General features: G+C 67.0%; 17 protein-coding genes. 10 read left to right on the forward strand and 7 right to left on the reverse strand.

Annotation, left to right across the window (positions count from 1 at the left end; genetic code table 11):
* Positions 1 to 42 precede the first annotated feature (42 nt).
* From MICSW_RS04955 to MICSW_RS04970, 4 genes are all read left to right on the forward strand, one after another.
* Positions 43 to 663 (forward strand): hypothetical protein, encoded by a 621-nt coding sequence (locus tag MICSW_RS04955; RefSeq protein WP_228177706.1) that lies wholly within the window; start codon positions 43 to 45, stop codon positions 661 to 663.
* Positions 664 to 860: 197 nt separating this feature from the next.
* Positions 861 to 3011 (forward strand): DEAD/DEAH box helicase, encoded by a 2151-nt coding sequence (locus tag MICSW_RS04960; RefSeq protein ID WP_228177707.1) that lies wholly within the window; start codon positions 861 to 863, stop codon positions 3009 to 3011.
* A 135-nt stretch (positions 3012 to 3146) separates the two neighbouring features.
* A complete protein-coding gene (locus tag MICSW_RS04965) occupies positions 3147 to 4175 on the forward strand; it encodes a 6-phosphofructokinase (protein ID WP_292733274.1) in 1029 nt (342 codons plus the stop codon).
* A 211-nt stretch (positions 4176 to 4386) separates the two neighbouring features.
* Entirely contained in the window at positions 4387 to 5262 is an 876-nt protein-coding gene (locus MICSW_RS04970) for a DUF559 domain-containing protein (protein WP_228177709.1), read from the forward strand.
* A 101-nt stretch (positions 5263 to 5363) separates the two neighbouring features.
* On the opposite strand, the gene MICSW_RS04975 is transcribed toward MICSW_RS04970, so the two are convergent.
* Entirely contained in the window at positions 5364 to 7481 is a 2118-nt protein-coding gene (locus MICSW_RS04975) for a S9 family peptidase (RefSeq protein WP_464497163.1), read from the reverse strand.
* 45 nt (positions 7482 to 7526) lie between these two features.
* On the opposite strand from MICSW_RS04975, the gene MICSW_RS04980 reads away from it, so the two are divergent.
* The 3 genes from MICSW_RS04980 to MICSW_RS04990 all read left to right on the forward strand — a co-directional run bounded on the left by MICSW_RS04980 (position 7527) and on the right by MICSW_RS04990 (position 10366).
* Positions 7527 to 8435 (forward strand): phosphodiesterase, encoded by a 909-nt coding sequence (locus tag MICSW_RS04980; protein WP_292733279.1) that lies wholly within the window; start codon positions 7527 to 7529, stop codon positions 8433 to 8435.
* A 12-nt stretch (positions 8436 to 8447) separates the two neighbouring features.
* The gene (locus MICSW_RS04985) at positions 8448 to 9920 is read left to right on the forward strand and encodes an aspartate ammonia-lyase (protein WP_292727365.1); all 1473 of its coding nucleotides are present in this window, start codon (positions 8448 to 8450) and stop codon (positions 9918 to 9920) included.
* A 107-nt stretch (positions 9921 to 10027) separates the two neighbouring features.
* Positions 10028 to 10366, forward strand: a complete 339-nt coding sequence (locus MICSW_RS04990) for a DUF4190 domain-containing protein (protein ID WP_292733281.1) — start codon at positions 10028 to 10030, stop codon at positions 10364 to 10366.
* A 29-nt stretch (positions 10367 to 10395) separates the two neighbouring features.
* On the opposite strand, the gene MICSW_RS04995 is transcribed toward MICSW_RS04990, so the two are convergent.
* From MICSW_RS04995 to MICSW_RS05010, 4 genes are all read right to left on the reverse strand, one after another.
* Positions 10396 to 11259, reverse strand: a complete 864-nt coding sequence (locus MICSW_RS04995; RefSeq protein WP_375237060.1) for a fumarylacetoacetate hydrolase family protein — start codon at positions 11257 to 11259, stop codon at positions 10396 to 10398.
* A gap of 140 nt (positions 11260 to 11399) precedes the next feature.
* Complete coding sequence (locus MICSW_RS05000) at positions 11400 to 12008, reverse strand: cytochrome c biogenesis CcdA family protein (RefSeq protein ID WP_228177715.1); 609 nt, start codon at positions 12006 to 12008, stop codon at positions 11400 to 11402.
* Positions 12009 to 12024: 16 nt separating this feature from the next.
* A complete protein-coding gene (locus tag MICSW_RS05005) occupies positions 12025 to 13041 on the reverse strand; it encodes a sensor histidine kinase (protein ID WP_228177716.1) in 1017 nt (338 codons plus the stop codon).
* Positions 13038 to 13739: a response regulator transcription factor gene (locus MICSW_RS05010; RefSeq protein WP_228177717.1), complete on the reverse strand. Its 702-nt coding sequence runs from the start codon at positions 13737 to 13739 to the stop codon at positions 13038 to 13040. The genes MICSW_RS05005 and MICSW_RS05010 overlap by 4 nt, the downstream gene beginning before the upstream one ends.
* Positions 13740 to 13906: 167 nt before the next feature.
* On the opposite strand from MICSW_RS05010, the gene MICSW_RS05015 reads away from it, so the two are divergent.
* Complete coding sequence (locus MICSW_RS05015; RefSeq protein ID WP_228177718.1) at positions 13907 to 14275, forward strand: FKBP-type peptidyl-prolyl cis-trans isomerase; 369 nt, start codon at positions 13907 to 13909, stop codon at positions 14273 to 14275.
* Between the two features lie 179 nt (positions 14276 to 14454).
* On the forward strand, positions 14455 to 15018 hold the full coding sequence (locus MICSW_RS05020; protein ID WP_228177719.1) for a YceI family protein: 564 nt from the start codon (positions 14455 to 14457) through the stop codon (positions 15016 to 15018).
* Between the two features lie 70 nt (positions 15019 to 15088).
* Here the strand turns inward: MICSW_RS05020 and MICSW_RS05025 are convergent, their stop codons facing one another.
* Positions 15089 to 16396 (reverse strand): MFS transporter, encoded by a 1308-nt coding sequence (locus MICSW_RS05025; protein WP_228177720.1) that lies wholly within the window; start codon positions 16394 to 16396, stop codon positions 15089 to 15091.
* Positions 16396 to 16617 (reverse strand): DUF167 domain-containing protein, encoded by a 222-nt coding sequence (locus MICSW_RS05030; RefSeq protein WP_464497191.1) that lies wholly within the window; start codon positions 16615 to 16617, stop codon positions 16396 to 16398. Before MICSW_RS05030 ends, MICSW_RS05025 begins: the two co-directional genes overlap by 1 nt.
* A gap of 145 nt (positions 16618 to 16762) precedes the next feature.
* Here MICSW_RS05030 and rpsO point away from each other — a divergent pair, with 145 nt between their 5' ends.
* Entirely contained in the window at positions 16763 to 17032 is a 270-nt protein-coding gene (rpsO, locus tag MICSW_RS05035) for a 30S ribosomal protein S15 (RefSeq protein ID WP_228177722.1), read from the forward strand.
* Positions 17033 to 17178: the final 146 nt, after the last annotated feature.

A 17178-nucleotide genomic window follows, 5' to 3' on the forward strand; every position in this document is an offset into this window, starting at 1 on the left:
CGAGGTATCGTCGCTCGTGCTGTCGAGCCCAAGGAGAACAGGATGCGTTCGAGATCCCTCGCCGCCGTGGTGCTGATCGCGGGCGCCCTCGTGCTCGCTGGCTGTGACGCACTGCCTTCCGAGACTCCTGCGCCCACGGCATCCGAGTCCTCGGCTGCCCCCGCTCCGAGCGAAACGTCGTCGGCCACGCCGTCGCCGACCGCGGAGGCGGGATTCACGCTGCCGGGAGCGTGCGACGCGCTGTACTCGCCCACAATGCTCCAGGAATTGAACAGCACCAACCCGCCGCTGAACGACCCCGGCATCACGATCTACGCGACAGAGAACGTTGCTGCCCTGGAGATCCTGAACTCCGGGATCCCGACGTTGCGTTGCTCCTGGGGTGCCGCCGGGGCGCCGGGGCTCGTAACAAACGTCTCGGTCGTTTCAGCCGACCAATCCACGGCGCTCATGGATGCTTTCGCCGGCTCCGGCATGGCGTGTGAGGAACTCGGCGCCGGCACGGTGTGCCGCATCGAGCAGCAGACCATCGATCGCAATGACAACATCGTGACGATCGGTGAGACGCACTACCTGCAGGGCGATGGCTGGGTTGCAACCCACTGGGTGGACTTTTCGCCCGACGGCTACACGGAGGACATCGTCGCCACGCTGTGGCCCTGACGAGTCCTGCGATGGCGCGCGGGCCACTCGCGCTAGACTAGGGGAGACGCCGCGTCACACTGCACGGTTCGCAGAAGCGAGTGCCCGTGTTGTCGTGAGCCGCAGGTGTCGATGTTCGAGTGAGATCGCGTCTTTGCAGGCGCTCATCCGACGCCACGATGGCGGCGGTCACAGATGTACCAACGCTCAGGAGGAGCATGCCGGCTACGGCAACCGCCGCCCAGCGGCGCAAGAAATCCTCGTCCGCACGCCGCGACGATGAGGCCCCGATCATCCCGATCCTCGCGCGCAAGGTGCGCGAGGTCGAGGCGAAGGCCCAGCGCGGCAAGCTCGGGCCGACCAACCGCGTGAAGTTCCAGGTCATTGCGTTCCTCGTGCGCGAGGAGCGGGCCAGGGTCAAGGCCGATACGTCGCTCACGGATGCCGCGCGTGTCGAATTGCTCAAGCGGCTCGACGGTGTCGCGACGATCCTCGCCAAGACCGCTGCGCGGGACACGTCCCTCATCCAGCTGCTCGAAGTCGATCAGGCGACCTCGCCCGTGGCGCGTCGTATGCGCCGCGACTGGCTGCTGGAATCAGGCGCCGAACTCCCGCCGGACGAACTCATCATCACCGACACGCCGGCTCCCGCGCAGCAGGTGGTGCCCGCAGCGCTCGCCGAGCGTCAGGTGGTCCCTGCCTCGATCGAGGCGCGACAGATGGCGAACCCGTTCCTCGCTCCGGATCTCACCGCCCGCGCTCCGCGAGACACCCCCCGTCGCCGCCTCGACGGATGGGAACTCATGGGTCCCCTCTACAAGGCGTTCGAGACCGGCGCCGGAGGCGCGGCGGCATCCATGGAGCTTCCGCCGGTTCCCGAGTTCGATCGGCTCTCACCGCGCGGCCTCGAGATCATGCCTCACCAGTCACGGTTCCTGGAGTCGGTGCGCGAGGGGCACCGCACGTTCCTGCTGGCCGATGAGCCGGGCCTGGGCAAGACCGCGCAATCGGTGCTCGCGGCATCCGTCGCCGGCGCCTACCCGTTGCTTGCCGTCGTGCCCAATGTCGTCAAGATGAACTGGGCTCGCGAGGTTGAGCGGTGGACGCCGCACCGGCGCGCCACGGTCATCTCGGGCGACGGTGAAGATCTGGATGCCTTCGCCGACGTCTTCATCGTCAACTACGAGATTCTCGACCGGCACCTGTCATGGCTCGGCTCGATCGGGCTGAAGGGCATGGTCGTTGACGAAGCCCACTTCATCAAGAACCTCACGTCGCAGCGCTCGCAGAACGTTCTTGCGCTGGCCAGCCGTATCAAGGAGCAGGTCCACAATCCGCTGCTGCTCGCCTTGACCGGTACACCGCTGATCAATGACGTCGAAGACTTCGACGCGATCTGGCGGTTCCTCGGCTGGACCACGGGCGACAAGCCCGGCGCAGAGCTGATGACCAAGCTTGACGAGACGGGGCTCACCCCGGCCGACAAGGCGTTCTATCCCGAAGCGCGCTCCGCCGTGATCTCGATGGGCATCGTGCGGCGCAAGAAGAAGGATGTCGCCGCCGACCTGCCCGACAAGCTCATCGCCGACCTGCCGGTGGAACTCGACGACGAATACGGGCGGTCGATCCGGCAAGCCGAGCAAGAGCTCGGTGCGCGTTTGGCAGCCAAGTACCGGCGCATCATCGACGCGCGCGGCGATCGCGGGCTCGCGCCCGGCGAGATCGACGGGGACATCGTCCGGCTCGTCGCGGAGGGCGAACTCGAAGAGTCGAAGGCGGCCGGTACCGGCAGCGAGAACGTGTTCACGATGGTTCGCCGTATCGGCCAGGCCAAGGCCACTGTTGCCGCCGACTACGCGGCCCAGTTGCAGCGCTCGGTCGGCAAGGTCGTGTTCTTCGCCAAGCACATCGATGTCATGGACGCCGCCGAGCGCCACTTCGCGCAGGCGGGCCTTCGGACAGTCTCGATCCGTGGCGAGCAGACCACGGCAGCTCGCCAGCAGGCGATCGATGCGTTCAACGAGGACGCCGGTGTCGCAATCGCGGTGTGTTCGCTCACGGCGGCCGGCGTCGGCCTGAACCTGCAGGCAGCCTCGAACGTGGTTCTCGCAGAACTCAGCTGGACGGCTGCCGAGCAGACGCAGGCGATCGACCGCGTGCATCGCATCGGACAGGACGAGCCGGTCACGGCGTGGCGGATCATCGCCGCGCACACGATCGACACGAAGATCGCCGAGTTGATCGACACCAAGCAGGGGCTCGCGCTGCGTGCTCTCGACGGTGAAGCTGTCGACCCGGCCTCGAGCGACTCCGTGCAGCTTGCGGCGCTGATGCACCTGCTCCGGCAGGCGCTGGGCGAGGTCGACTGAGCGCCGCGCGCCGGCAGCCGGGGGTGCGTCGAGTAATCACGGCGGCCCGGGGATGGATGCTGCGCGGTGCGGACGCTAGTGTCGGTGGAGGCAACGTCGCCACCTTGCATCCGGAAACACCAACAGGGACGGCACATGAGAATCGGCATCCTCACCAGCGGCGGCGATTGCCCCGGTCTGAACGCGGTCATCCGCGGCGTGGTCCTCAAGGGCACGACGGCATACGGACTCGACTTCGTCGGCATCCGTGACGGATGGCGTGGCGTCGTCGACGGGGACTTCTTCCCGCTCTCGCGCCACGACGTGAAGGGTCTGTCGAAGGTCGGCGGCACGATCCTCGGCACGAGCCGCACCAACCCCTATGAGGGACCTCGCGGCGGAGCCGAGAACATCGCTCGGACGCTCGAGGATGCGGGCATCGACGGCATCCTGGCCATCGGCGGTGAAGGCACGCTCGCCGCGGCCAACCGCCTTTGGAAGGACGGTATCAACGTCCTCGGCGTCCCCAAGACGATCGACAACGACCTGCGCGCCACCGACTACTCGTTCGGGTTCGACACCGCCGTGAACATCGCCACCGATGCGATGGACCGCCTTCGCACGACCGGCGACTCCCACCAGCGGTGCATGGTCGCCGAGGTCATGGGTCGCCACGTCGGGTGGATCGCCTTGCACGCCGGCATCGCAGCGGGAGCGCATGTCATCTGCATCCCCGAAGTCCCGATGTCGATCGACGAGATCTGCCAGCAGGTCACGAGCGCCCATGATCGCGGACGTGCGCCTCTGGTCGTCGTCTCGGAGGGCTTCACGATCACGGGAATGGACGAGGCGCACAGCCACAAAGGACTGGATGCGTTCAACCGCCCCCGCCTCGGTGGTATCGGTGAGCTCATCGCTCCCGAGATCGAGCGGATCACGGGGATCGAGACGCGCGCGACAGTGCTCGGCCACATCCAGCGTGGCGGGTCGCCCTCGGCGTTCGACCGCGTCCTCGCAACTCGCCTCGGACTCCACGCGGCTGACGCGCTCGTCGACGGCGCCTGGGGCCAGATGGTCGCAATGCGCGGAACCGACATCGTCCGCGTCTCGTTCGAAGAGGCGCTCGGCGAGCTCAACACCGTCCCGCTTTACCGCTACGAGGAAGCTGCCGCCCTCTTCGGCTGATCCGCGACATCCGCCCGAACGCTGCCGCTCGCGCACGAGGGTAGGACTTCTTCGCAGCGTAGGACGTGTTGACGTCGATTCGTCCTACGCCGGGGATTTCTCCTCCCTCAGGTAGGGGCGCGTCGCTCCTCCCCGGGGGCATACGACCTGCGGCATCCACACTCTGCGTATCCGAACGCTCGCGTCGGGTCGCGCACGCAAGAGTCGACGGATGCGGAGCGTGGACGAGCTTGTGGCATGGGTCGACGGATGCGGCGGCGCCGCGCACTCACGGTCGATTGCCGCCGCTGGCTTCACCATGCACGTGGTGCGTACTGCTATCGCGCTCGGGGTGCTCGAGCGCGTGCGGCGCAGCTGGCTCGTGGGTCCTGGCTGCGATCCGGCGCGGCGAACCGCGGCGACGGCTGGCGGACGACTCACCTGCCTGAGCGCAGCATCGGCGCTGGGACTATGGACCCCACACCACGACGACGTGCACGTAGCCGTGGAGCCAACGGCGTCGCGGGTCCGTGCTCCCGGAGTACGGCTGCACTGGGGTGGTGGGCCGGCGCCGACCTCGCCGACTCAGACCGCCGAGCCGCTCGTCAATGTGCTCTTCCATGTGGCTCGCTGTGTGCCGCTGGCTGACGCGGCCGCCGTGTGGGAGTCAGCGCTGCGCAGCGGTCGCACCGACCGGTACGTGCTGGAGCGCGTCCAATGGGGGAGCGGGCGGGCGCGGCGGCTGGCGGAGGTGGCATCGCTCCTGTCCGACTCGGGGATCGAAACACACTTCCTCCATCTCATGCACGGCATCGGCGTAACCGTTGCGCAGCAGGTCTGGGTCGACGGACACCCGTTGGACGGGCTGATCGGCGATCGCCTCGCCATTCAGCTCGACGGGTTCGCTCATCACCAAGCATCCGATCGCCGCCGGGATCTTCGGGCTGATGCTCGACTCGCCCTGCGCGGCTTCACCGTCTTGCGCTTCGACTATCATCAGGTCCTGTTCGAGCCCGATTACGTGACGGCGACAGTCACGGATGCCGTCGCTCAGGGCCTCCATCGACAGCCGCTCGCATCCCGCAGGTGGGCGTTCTCGCGGAGGTAGGAGGTGTTGGCGTTGAATCGTCCTACGCCGGTGATTTCTCCTACCTGCGGGAGGAGGCGGGAGGCCGCAGGAGGCGGGAGGCGGCGGCGCGCGCCAGCGGATCAGGCGTCGGCAACCCCGAGGACGTCGAAGATCCAGGCCAGCTCGTAGGCCCGCTCGCGCCACGAGTTGTAGCGCCCGCTGACACCACCGTGCCCGGCTGACATCTCGCATTTCAAGAGTGCGTCGGCACCGACCTCGCGCAACCGCGCGACCCACTTGGCCGGCTCCACGTACATCACGCGGGTGTCGTTGAGGGAAGTGACGGCGAGGATTCGGGGGTAGGTGACGCCCTCGCGCACGTTCTCGTAGGGCGTGTAGGCCTTCATGTACGCGTAGACATCCGGATCCTCGAGGGGATTGCCCCACTCGTCCCATTCGATGACCGTCAGCGGCAGTGACGGATCGAGGATAGTCGTCAGCGCGTCAACGAACGGAACGACAGCCAGGATGCCGGCAAACAGTTCCGGCGCAATGTTGGCGACCGCGCCCATGAGCAGGCCGCCGGCGCTGCCGCCCTCGGCAACGAGGTGCTCGGCATCCGTGTAGCCGTTGTGGACGAGGTGCCGGGCTACCGCGACAAAGTCGGTGAACGTGTTGCGCTTGCTCAGCAGCTTGCCGTCCTCGTACCAGCTGCGCCCCATCTCGCCGCCGCCGCGCACGTGCGCGACTGCGAACACGACACCCCGGTCGAGCTCCGACAGCCGCGCTATCGAGAACGCCGGATCGATCGAGTGCTCGTACGACCCGTAGCCGTAGAGGTGCAGTGGGCGTGGCTTCTCGCCGGGCTCCCCGAAGGAGCGCCGCCACACGAGCGAAACGGGGATCCGCGTGCCGTCCTCGGCGAGTGCCCATACCCGCCGCTGCCCGTAGGCGGCAGGGTCGTAGCCGCCGAGCACCGGCTGCTGCTTGCGGATGCGGCGCTCGTCGGTCGCGACCACGAGGTCGACCACCGTTGAGGGCGTTACGAACGATCCGAACGCGACGCGGATCATCGGCGGTGCCCACTCGGGGTTTCCTGCAGTCCCGACGTCGTACAGCTCCTCGTCGAAGGCGATTTCAGTGGGCGACCCGGTCGCATAGTCAAAGGTCGCGAGCCGAGAGAGGCCGTCGCGCCGGTAGGCCAGCACTGCCCAGTCTCGGAAGGTTGAGATGCCGAGCAGGCGCTGCCCGGGCTCATGCGCGAGCACGACCTCGCGCGGACCCTGCGGATCGGCGGCGCGAACCCGAACGAGTTCGAAGTCGAGCGCCCGGTCGTTGTGGACGATGTAGAGCACGTCTTCGCCGTCAACGACAGCGTGGGAGCTCGAGTACTCCACGCCTTCTTGTCGGGGCCACACGACGCGGGGCTGCCCCGACAGATCGTCGGCGTCCACCAGCCACTCTTCTGAGGTGATCGAGGAGCCGAGCTCGATGACCAGGTAGCGGTCGCTGCGCGTGAACCCCGCGCCGACCCAGTAGCGGTCATCGGGTTCATGAAAGAGCGTGCGATCCGCGGATGCCGCGGTGCCGACCTCATGGAGCCACACGGTGTCGGGTCGCCACGCCTCGTCGACTGTCGTATAGACGATGTGGCGGCCGTCGGGGGAGAACGTCGCCCCCGCGAACGTATCGGGGATTTCGTCGGGTAGCAGCTCACCGCTCTCGAGGTCGCGCACCCGGATCGTGTAGCGCTCGTCGCCGACCGTGTCGACGGCATAGAGCAACCGGGTCGTATCGGTGGACACCTCGAAGCTGCCGAGGGCGAAGAATTCGTGGCCCTCGGCCTCGCGGTTGGCATCCAAGAGCACCTGCTCGCCTGGAACCTCACTACCTGGGGAGAGGGCGGGCGGGTCCCAGTCGTCGGGTGAGCCCAACGGTGCGCGGCAATGGATGCCGTACTGCTGCCCCTCGACCGAGCGGGTGTAGTACCACCACTGCCCCCGTCGCACCGGCACCGACATGTCGGTCTCGAGCGTGCGGGAGCGGATCTCCTCGAAGATCTGCTCGCGAAGCGGCGCGAGGTGCGCGGTGCGCGCCTCGGTGAAGGCGTTCTCGGCCTCCAGGTGGGAGCGGACGCCGGCGTCGTCCTTCGCTCGGAGCCATTCGTAGGCATCCTCGACCTCGTCGCCATGGTGGGAACGCGGGACGGGGCGGCGGGCGGCGCGGGGTGCTTCGGGGGCGGATCTCACCCGACCCACGCTAGTCGAGAGGGCCGCGTCGCCCGTGCGACGTATGCTGGCGGCATGGCTTCGGCTCCCGTCCGTTTCGGTCAGTATCCGCCCGCACTTCGGACGATCGTGCACCTGAGCGACACGCACTTTCTCGATGCCAATCGGCCGCTCGGCGGGCGTTTCGACACGGCGGCGAACCTGGGCAGGACCCTGCAGAAGGTGCGCGGCCTCGGCATCCATCCCGACGCGATCGTCGTCACCGGAGATCTCACCGACGAGGGCGAGCCCGGCGCCTACCGTGACCTGCGTGAGCTCCTGGAGCCCCTGGCCCGGGAGCTTGCTGCACCGCTGGTCTGGGTGGCAGGCAACCACGATGAGCGGCCAGCGCTCCGCGAGCAGCTGTTGGATGCCGAACCGACGCAGGAGCCGGTGACCGGTGTCTGGGATCTGGATGGCCTGCGGCTTATCGCCCTCGACACCTCAGTGCCGGGCTGGCATCACGGCAACCTCGACGAGGGCCAGCTCGGCTGGCTTCGGGAGCAGCTCGCGACTCCCGCCCCGCTCGGGACGCTGATCGCGATGCACCACCCGCCGATCCCATCGCATCTGCCGTTCTTCGACATTCTCGAACTGCGCGACCAGCAGCGCCTCGCCGACGTGATCGCAGGTACCGATGTCCGCGGCATCCTCGCAGGCCACCTGCATTATTCGACGAGCGGGACCTTTGCGGGCGTTCCCGTGTCAGTGTCGGCAGCTACCTGTTACACCATGAATCTGGCCCGGCCCGCGCAGCAGGTCAACGGCATGGACGCCGGGCAGTCCTTCCACCTCGTACACGTGTACGAGGCGACGATCACGCACGCCGTCGTGCCGGTCGTCGACGCCGACACCGGCGACTACTTCTCCGAGGAGTGGGTCGAGCGGATGGCGGCACTCACCCCCCACGAGCGCCTCGAAGCCTTCTCTCGAAAGCGCTCATGAACGGCAGGAACAATGACGCACCACACCGCCGCCCCGACGCGCACCGAAACTGATTCTCTGGGATCGATGGAGATCCCGGCTGACGCGTACTGGGGAATCCACACCGCACGCGCCCTCGAGAACTTCCCGATCTCGCGACGCCCGATCTCGGTGTATGCCGATCTCGTGCGCGCCCTCGCGATGGTCAAGCAGGCGGCGGCGCGAGCCAACGCCGAGATCGGCGTGCTCGACCGCGAGAAGGCGGCGCTGATCGACCGGGCGTCTCAGCTGGTCATCGACGGCGGCTACCACGACCAGTTCGTGGTCGGAGTCGTGCAGGGCGGCGCGGGCACCTCCACCAACATGAATGCCAACGAGGTCATCACCAACATCGCGCTGGAGCTTGCCGGCCGCCCCAAGGGTGACTACGCGTTCCTCTCGCCGATCGACGACACCAACCGCAGCCAGTCCACCAACGACGTCTACCCGACGGCCATCAAGGTCGGCTTGAGCCTTGACCTGCAGACGCTCTTGGAGGAGCTCGACCTGCTGCGGCAGTCGTTCCTGCGCAAGGCGAGCGAGTTCCACAACGTCCTGAAGGTCGGCCGCACGCAGCTGCAGGATGCCGTCCCCATGACTCTCGGGCAGGAGTTCCACGGTTTCGCAACGACGTTGGGTCAGGACTACCAGCGCCTCACCGAGAACGCACATCTGCTGTTCGAGGTGAACCTCGGCGCGACGGCGATCGGCACTGGCATCACCGCGCATCCCGACTATGCGGTTGCGGTTCTGCGACACCTGCGCGAGATCACGGGCTTGGATCTCGAAACCGCATCCGACCTCGTGGAGTCGACCAGCGACACCGGGGCGTTCATGTCGTTCTCGGCATCCCTCAAACGCAACGCCATCAAGCTCTCGAAGATCTCGAACGACCTTCGGCTGCTCTCGTCGGGCCCGCAGGCGGGTCTCGGTGAGATCTCGCTACCTGCCCGCCAGGCCGGATCCAGCATCATGCCCGGAAAGGTGAATCCGGTCATCCCAGAGGTCGTGAATCAGGTGGCGTTCGCCGTCGCCGGCGCGGACCTCACCGTCACAATGGCCGTCGAGGGCGGCCAACTGCAGCTGAACGCCTTCGAACCGATCATCGCTCACTCGATCTTCCAATCGATCACCTGGATGCGACGCGCGATGCGCACACTGCGAGTGAACTGCGTGGACGGCATCACGGCGAATCGTGAGCGGCTTGCGGCGTCGGTCGGAGCCTCGGTCGGTGTCGTGACAGCGTTGACGCCGTTCATCGGCTACGCGGCTGCTGCTGCCCTGGCAAAGTCTGCCCTCGTGTCGGGCCGAAACATCGCCGATCTGGTGGTCGAAGGCGGACTCATGTCACGCGCGGAAGTCGACAAGCAACTCTCGCCCGAACGGCTCTCGGGACTTCAGGCCGTGACCGCGGCGATGCCCATCATCGGATTCGAGAACGCTCCCACCGGAGACACTGACCTGTAACCCAGATTGGGGCCGTTGCGGAAGCTGGGAATTAGCCGCTAGATTGCGGCGAGGTCGCTCAATGGCGTGCGACCACCCTCACCCGCAATGGACGCAAGGAGTCGCCCATGTCTGATTCACCCGCCTACCAGCCTGCCCCGCAGGCTCCCGCAGGAGCGTCGGCCCCCGTGCCGGGAAAGACGCTCGGCATCGTCGCCCTGATTCTCGCCTTCTTCTTCCAGCTGCTCGGCCTGATCCTCGGGATCGTCGCGCTCGTGCAGAGCCGCAAGGTCGGAGCCAAGAACACTCCGGCACTGTGGGCCATCATCCTCTCGATCGTGTTCATGGTGATCGGGATCATCATCGCGATTGTCATCGTCAGCTCGCTCGGCTCGGCGCTCGCTATGTGTTCGGAGCTGGGTACGGGTGTTCACGACGTGAACGGCGTCACGGTCACCTGCGGCTGATCCTGCAAGCCACCTGACGCACTGCCGGATCAGCCGATGATCCGGCAGTGCGTCGTTAACGCACCGATGCCTTCGACCCCGACGGTCACGGTGGAACGGTCGCGGAGGAAGACCTGCGGGTCGCGGGAGTATCCGGCACCGCCCGGACTGCCGGTGGAGATGAGGGTTCCCGGTAGGAGGGTGACGGATGCCGACAGATGCGCGACGAGTGTGGAGACCGGCCTGACCATCTGACTCGTCGAGGCATCCTGCAGCGTGTGTCCGTCGAGGACCGTCCAGATGTGCAGGTCCTGCGGATTGGGGATCTCATCGGCTGTCACGACAACGGGGCCGACGGGAGTGAACCCGTCGAAGGACTTGCAGCGCGACCACTGCGCCTCGGCGAACTGAATGTCGCGTGCCGTGATGTCGTTGACGACCGTGTAGCCCCAGACGTGGTCGAGCGCCGTCTCGGGGGCGACATCCTTGGCTGGCTTGCCGATGACCACGCCGAGCTCGGCCTCGTAGTCCACGGACTCGCTGAGTGTGCGGGGCCAGCTCGTCGTGCCGTCGTGGCCGGTCAGGGAGTTGGGCCACAGCACGAACACCGTCGGCGCCGTGTCGGTCTTCAGACCGAGTTCACTGGAGTGCGCCGCGTAGTTCAGGCCGACGGCGAGGATGACGGGCGGCCGAGGGACAGCGGGGCCGTACACGGCGCCCTCCAGGGAGACCCGGGGAGCGTTCAAGGCCGTCGTACGCACGCGTTCGAGCAGTTCGTCGCCGCCCTCGATGAGTGCGTTGAGTGTGGCGGGCGCCCCGTCGAAGAGCAGTGACACCACGGCTGCGCCGTCGTCATCGACGGTCACGAGCTGCGGCGTGGCTGACCCGGGAAGGGAAACGTGGGCGAAGCGCATTCAACCACGCTAGCGCTGAACAAAGACTCAGCGCCCGGTGCCGCGGCGATGCCTGCGAGTCGAATCCGGGCGCTGAGTAGATCTAGAACAAGCTTCTCGCTGCATCCGTGCCCTGTCAAGAGCCCCGCGGGCGAGCTGCGTCAGCGACCGATATCGGATCCGATCTCCCACGGCGCAATGGGCGAGGAGGTGAGGATCCAGGCCTCGATGTCTTGCATCAGGCCGGTCGCGATGAGGATCCCGATGACGATGAACAGGATGCCGAGCCCCCTCCGGAACCAACCGTGCGGGTCAGCCGCCCACCGCATCCGGCGGACGGCCCGTTGTCCCGCCAGCGCGATCACGAGCAGGACGGCCATCAGGCCGACGACGTAGGCGCCGAGCAAAGCCAGTCCTCGTGCCGGCTCGGCGGGAAGCACTGTCACGATCACATAGGCGAACAGGGGGCTGCACGAGGTGAACACGGGACCGAGAGCGGCGCCGGTAAGGATCGCGCCGGCGGTGCCGCCGCGTCGGTGGGCGGCATCCAGGTTCCGCGTGGAGGCGCCGGTCAGTCCGGTGCGCTGCGAGATGCGGTCCCACGCCGCGGGGAACACCGAGAACAGGCCGAGGACGATGAGCAGGATGCCGCTGGCAATCTGCCACACCTGGGTGGGGATATCGATGAGCGCCGTGGTAGCTCGAAGCAGCAGCGTGAAGACCGTGACACTCGCGCCAAGCGACAGGGTGACCGCGAGGCGCTTGGCCACTCAAACGCCGCGCTCGTCATGGGTCTGTAAGAACTGCGTGATTCGCCGGAAGCCGCAGGCTCACCGTGCAGCCCTCGGCGGGTGCGGTCCCGACGATCGTGACGGCGCCGCCATGGGCCCGGGCCACCTCGTCGACGATCGCAAGGCCCAGGCCCATGCCTCTGCCGGATCGGGCGGAGTCGCCGCGCCAGCCGGGTTCGAGGAGGTGCGGAAGACCGCCTGCCGGAATGCCCCCGCACGCGTCTGTGACCGAAACCACGGCCCAGCCCTCAGCACGTGTTGTCGTGAGCAGAACGCGACCTCCTGCTGGCGTGTGCTGTACGGCGTTTCTGATGATGTTCGTCACGGCGCGGGTGAGTTCGCGGACATCGACCTCGACGATCTCACCGCCGAGGGCAGTCGCTTCGATCCGCACTCCCTCGGCCGTCGCGAGCGGAGAGACCGAGGCCACCGCGTCCGAGACGATGTCATCGAGCGCGGCAGCGGTGATTTCTCGCCGGCTCTGGCCGTGGAGCCGCGAGAGCTCGACGATGTCATCGACCATCGCGTCGAGTCGGTCGACTTCGCGGACGATGCGCGCGGGCGGGTCGTCGGGGGAGTCATCCTGTGCGGCGGACTCGGCCAATGCTCGGATGCCGGCCAGCGGCGTTCGAAGGTCGTGGGAGAGCCACCTGACCGTTTCTCGCCGGGAGTCCTCGACCTCGCGGGCCCGCTGTCTGTCGGCTCGCTCGGCGGCTGCCTCACGCTCCACGGCGCGGGCTCGGCGCGCCAGGACCAGGCCGACGAGGAGTGCAAGCGGTGCGCACGCTGCCAGCACAATGAGCAGTGTCTGGGAGGTGTGATCGTCGATGAGCATCTGCCGGGTCGCTACGGCCACGCCGGCGGCAAGCGAGGCGACGACGACGAACGGTGCTGCGATGGCAGCCACGACGGGCTTGGAGCGGGGAAGCGCCGCCACGATTGCGGTGCCGACCAGCCCGACGCCCGCTGTGGTGAGGATCGACAGAACGACGGCGTTCTCGTCCGGGGTCATGGTGTGCCCGCCGAGCCGTCAGTGTCCCAGCGATACCCCTTGCCGAATACTGTCGCCAGCCGCGTGGGCCGGGATGGGTCGGTCTCGACCTTCTCACGGAGGCGTCGAACGTGCACCGTCACGGTGGAGGGATCTCCGACGTTCCATCCCCAGACTTCGCGGATGAGATCTTCACGACTGTGAACGACTCCCGGGTGCTGCAGGAACCAGACCAGCAGATCGAACTCTCGCGCGGTAAGGGTCAGGGCCTCCCCGTCTCGAACGGCCCGGCCGGCAGCGACCTCGACGCGCAGATCCCCGTCGACGAGGATGTCGGAGGTCGCCCGGGGTGTCGTGGTGGCCCGGCGCAGCAGGGAACGGATGCGCAGGTCAAGCTCTCTCAGGCTGAACGGTTTCGTGATGTAGTCGTCGGCTCCGGCGAGCAGTCCCTGGACCCGCTCGTGCTCCTGCGTGCGCGCCGTCACCATGATGAGGGGAAGATCGCGCCGCATCGCGCGGAGTCGTCTTGTCACTTCGAGCCCGCCTGTTCCGGGCAGCATCAGGTCGAGCAGCACCAGGTCGACGCCGGACTCGGCGAACCGCGATATCGCTGCGTCTCCGTCGGCGACCGCGACCACGTCGTGCCCGGCGCGGGCCAGGTAGGCCGCGACAGTCTCGCGCATCGTCCGATCGTCTTCGACCAGCATCAGGCGCACCACGGCCCCACTATAGGCATCCGCCGCGTGCGCGACACCCACGCAAGCTCTGCCGTCAGGAGTTCGTAATGACCGGCGAAAGAACGGGTGCTCACACGAGAGCGCTCAGCGCTTCGGCCGACCGCGGTGCCGCATTGCGCGCCGCGACCGGCTCTGGTGGGATGGTGAGCATGACTGATGACCGCACCAAGCCCGACATCGATGCCCCTCAGGGCCCTGCTCCGTCCGAACTCGTCGTCCGCGACCTCATCGTCGGTGAGGGAGCAGAGGCGAAGCCCGGCGACAGCGTCACTGTGCACTACGTCGGCGTCGAGTACGACTCGGGTGAGGAGTTCGATTCGTCGTGGAACCGCGGTGAGAGCATTCAGTTCCCGCTGCGCGGGCTGATCCAGGGGTGGCAGGACGGCATTCCGGGGATGCGTGAGGGCGGTCGCCGTGAGCTCGTGATCCCACCGCACCTGGCGTACGGCCCCGCCGGTGGTCACTTCCTGGGCGGCAAGACCCTGATCTTCATCATCGACCTGATCTCGGTCGGCTGAGTCTCGCTGGCTGATCACGCGGCGGCGGATGCTTCGGTATCCGCCGCCGTTTCGTCGCTACCGTGACCAGGAGATGACGCGCTCGGAAATTTTTCCATTCACGGGAATAGAGTCCGCTGGTGGCTTCGTTGGGGCTCTTGTCGCCGACTGGCGGCACAGAGAACTCCCGAGGAGAGAGCATGACCGAAACGACAACCGTCGAGATCCCCGGCTACCGCGTGGGAACGTGGCAGCTTGATGCGTCGCACAGCGAGGTCCACTTCACCGTCCGGCACATGATGATCTCGAAGGTGCGGGGCACCTTCGGTGTGAAGAGCGCGACGTTCGTGACTCCCGCGAACCCCCTCGAGACCACCGTGACTGCCTCGGTCGACGTGACGTCGGTTGACACCAAGGATGAGGGCCGCGACAAGCACCTCGCCTCGGCCGACTTCTTCGACGCCGAGCAGTACCCGACGATGGACTTCGTTTCCACCGGTGTTCGCATCGAGGACGGTGACTTCTTCGTCGACGGCGACCTCACCATTCGTGGCGTCACCAAGCCGGTGACCTTCGAGGTGGAGTTCGGTGGCTTCGGTAACGACCCGTGGGGCAACTACAAGGCCGGCGCCACGGCCAAGGCTGTCATCAACCGCGAGGACTTCGGTCTGACCTGGAACGCTGCGCTCGAGACGGGCGGCGTGCTCGTTGGCAAGGACGTGACGATCGAGCTTGACCTGCAGGGCGCCCTCCAGGCCGACTGAGGCGACGCGCGACTTTCCGGTGGGGCGGATGCTGCGGCATCCGCCCCACCGCCGTTCGTCGCGTGCCCGATCAGGGAACCGGATTGTCAGCGTCGTAGGCGCGGAAGCCTGGGCTCAGGCGCACGAGCGTGGTCACGATCGCCAGAATGAGCAGTCCGCCAAGCAGTGGCGGGAACCAGAGGGTCGTGAACGTTGCGAGCGTTCCGGCGTAGAGCGCCCCCACTCGGGGTCCGCCGGCGACGACGACGATGAAGATCCCCTGGAGCCTGCCCCGGATGCTGTCGGGCACCGCAGACTGCATCATGGTCGACCGGTAGATCGCGCTGACATTGTCGGCGCCGCCTGCGACAGCTAGAACCAGCACGGCCAGAACGATCAGCGCGATGTTGGGCGAGGTCTCGCTGACACCGCCCGCGGCGCCGACGCCAAAGGATGCAGCCAGGAGCACGGCACCGAAGGCCAGGATCGCGACGCCGTAGACGAGGATCGCGCGCTCGATTCCCAGCCCGTGCGCGCGGTACCGTCCGATGCGGCCCGAGAAGAGGCTCGAGAGGAAAGCGCCGGCTGCGAAAGCCGCGGTGAGAGCGCCGGTGGTGATCGCGCCGCCACCCAGAAGCACGGCGCCTATCGCGGGAAACAGAGCGAGGGGCTGACCGAACGTCATCGCCGTGATGTCGAGGATGTACTGCAACCGGATGTTCGCGGCGCGCCGGAGGAACGCGATGCCATCACGCAGCGACTCGAGGCCGGGTCTGACGATCTCGCCTTCGGGGACAATGCGGGGGAGCGTCCAGAGCCCCAGGAACAGCGAGGTCATCAGCACGACATCGGCGGAGTAGGTCCACGCGTAGCCGACCGTTGCAACGAGCACCCCGGCAAGCGCCGGGCCCGCCATGACCATGATGCCCACGGTGATGCCCTGCAGGGCGGCAGCCGCCGGGAGAAGCTGCCGCGGTAAGAGTCGAGGGACGATCGCCGAGCGGGTCGCGAGAACCACGGAGTTCGCCGCGGAGTTGACGATGCTGAGCGCGTAGAGCGACCACACTGTCTCGGACTGGGTCCATGCGAGGATAGCCAGCAGCGCGGTGGAGGCGAAGGTGATGGATGCCGCCAGCAGTGCGACCAGGCGACGGTCGAATGCGTCGGCAAGCATTCCGCCGTAGAGCCCCGCGACAACCATCGGCACGAGCCCGACGACGGCGATCATCGAGACCGCAAAGGTGCTCTGCGTGAGGTCGTAGACGTGGAGCATGACCGCGACGATCGTGAGCTGCCCGCCCAGCCCGGCCAGGGTGGAACCGATCCACAGTCGCGCGAAGGCGGGGCTCGCGCGGAAGGGGCGAAGATCGAGGAACTGGTCTCGCGAGATTCGCGCCATCACAGGTCGACCTCGACCTGTTTGATGCGCGCCGAGTGTCCCCGAACGATTGAGACGCGGCTCGGCGAGGTATCGAAGTGTTCTGCCAGCACTCGGGGGAGGGTGGCGTTGGCCTCGCCCTCACGGGCCGGCTCCCGGAGATACACGACGAGATCGGATCCCACCGTCTCGACCAGGGGGCCGCGCCGGCTCCCGGGTTTTACTCGGACGGTGATGCGCACCCGATGAGGCTACTCCGCGCACGCGCTCGCGGGCTCTGCCCGGGGCTGGTAGAGTTGTTCGGTTGCCGTTAGATCGGCCGCGGAGAAAGAGAGCTCGCACAGCAGGTGACGGGCACCGCGCAACGAAGAGAGAGGGGATCGTTCTATGGCACTGGAAGCAGAGACCAAGAAGGCGATCATCGAAGAGTACGCAACGCACCCCGGTGACACCGGATCCCCCGAGGTGCAGGTCGCGCTCATGACGCAGCGCATCAAGGACCTCACCGAGCACCTCAAGGAGCACAAGCACGACCACCACTCGCGTCGTGGCCTGTTCCTGCTCGTCGGTCAGCGCCGTCGTCTGCTCGGCTACCTCCAGGACATCGACATCGAGCGTTACCGCAAGCTGATCGAGCGTCTCGGGCTTCGCCGCTAAGCGCGAACCGCGTATATCGCTTTCTCGAAGGGTCGTCCCACGGTGTGGGGCGGCCCTTCGTCGTTGATGTGGGGGTGCGGGTGGGAATTGCTCAGCCGAGGGGCGGGGGAGTAGTCTCGGAACGCTTAGGTAAGGCTTACCGAATT

Source organism: Microbacterium sp. SW12 (genome assembly GCF_055391095.1).

What these genes read in the sequence shown, in the direction of transcription:
- MICSW_RS04955 (WP_228177706.1), top strand. Translation starts at nt 43, where the DNA reads ATGCGTTCGAGATCCCTCGCCGCCGTGGTGCTGATCGCGGGCGCCCTC.
- MICSW_RS04960 (WP_228177707.1), top strand. Translation starts at nt 861, where the DNA reads ATGCCGGCTACGGCAACCGCCGCCCAGCGGCGCAAGAAATCCTCGTCC.
- MICSW_RS04965 (WP_292733274.1), top strand. Translation starts at nt 3,147, where the DNA reads ATGAGAATCGGCATCCTCACCAGCGGCGGCGATTGCCCCGGTCTGAAC.
- MICSW_RS04970 (WP_228177709.1), top strand. Translation starts at nt 4,387, where the DNA reads ATGCGGAGCGTGGACGAGCTTGTGGCATGGGTCGACGGATGCGGCGGC.
- MICSW_RS04980 (WP_292733279.1), top strand. Translation starts at nt 7,527, where the DNA reads ATGGCTTCGGCTCCCGTCCGTTTCGGTCAGTATCCGCCCGCACTTCGG.
- MICSW_RS04985 (WP_292727365.1), top strand. Translation starts at nt 8,448, where the DNA reads ATGACGCACCACACCGCCGCCCCGACGCGCACCGAAACTGATTCTCTG.
- MICSW_RS04990 (WP_292733281.1), top strand. Translation starts at nt 10,028, where the DNA reads ATGTCTGATTCACCCGCCTACCAGCCTGCCCCGCAGGCTCCCGCAGGA.
- MICSW_RS04995 (WP_375237060.1), bottom strand. Translation starts at nt 11,259, where the DNA reads ATGCGCTTCGCCCACGTTTCCCTTCCCGGGTCAGCCACGCCGCAGCTC.
- MICSW_RS05005 (WP_228177716.1), bottom strand. Translation starts at nt 13,041, where the DNA reads ATGACCCCGGACGAGAACGCCGTCGTTCTGTCGATCCTCACCACAGCG.
- MICSW_RS05015 (WP_228177718.1), top strand. Translation starts at nt 13,907, where the DNA reads ATGACTGATGACCGCACCAAGCCCGACATCGATGCCCCTCAGGGCCCT.
- MICSW_RS05020 (WP_228177719.1), top strand. Translation starts at nt 14,455, where the DNA reads ATGACCGAAACGACAACCGTCGAGATCCCCGGCTACCGCGTGGGAACG.
- MICSW_RS05025 (WP_228177720.1), bottom strand. Translation starts at nt 16,396, where the DNA reads ATGGCGCGAATCTCGCGAGACCAGTTCCTCGATCTTCGCCCCTTCCGC.
- rpsO (WP_228177722.1), top strand. Translation starts at nt 16,763, where the DNA reads ATGGCACTGGAAGCAGAGACCAAGAAGGCGATCATCGAAGAGTACGCA.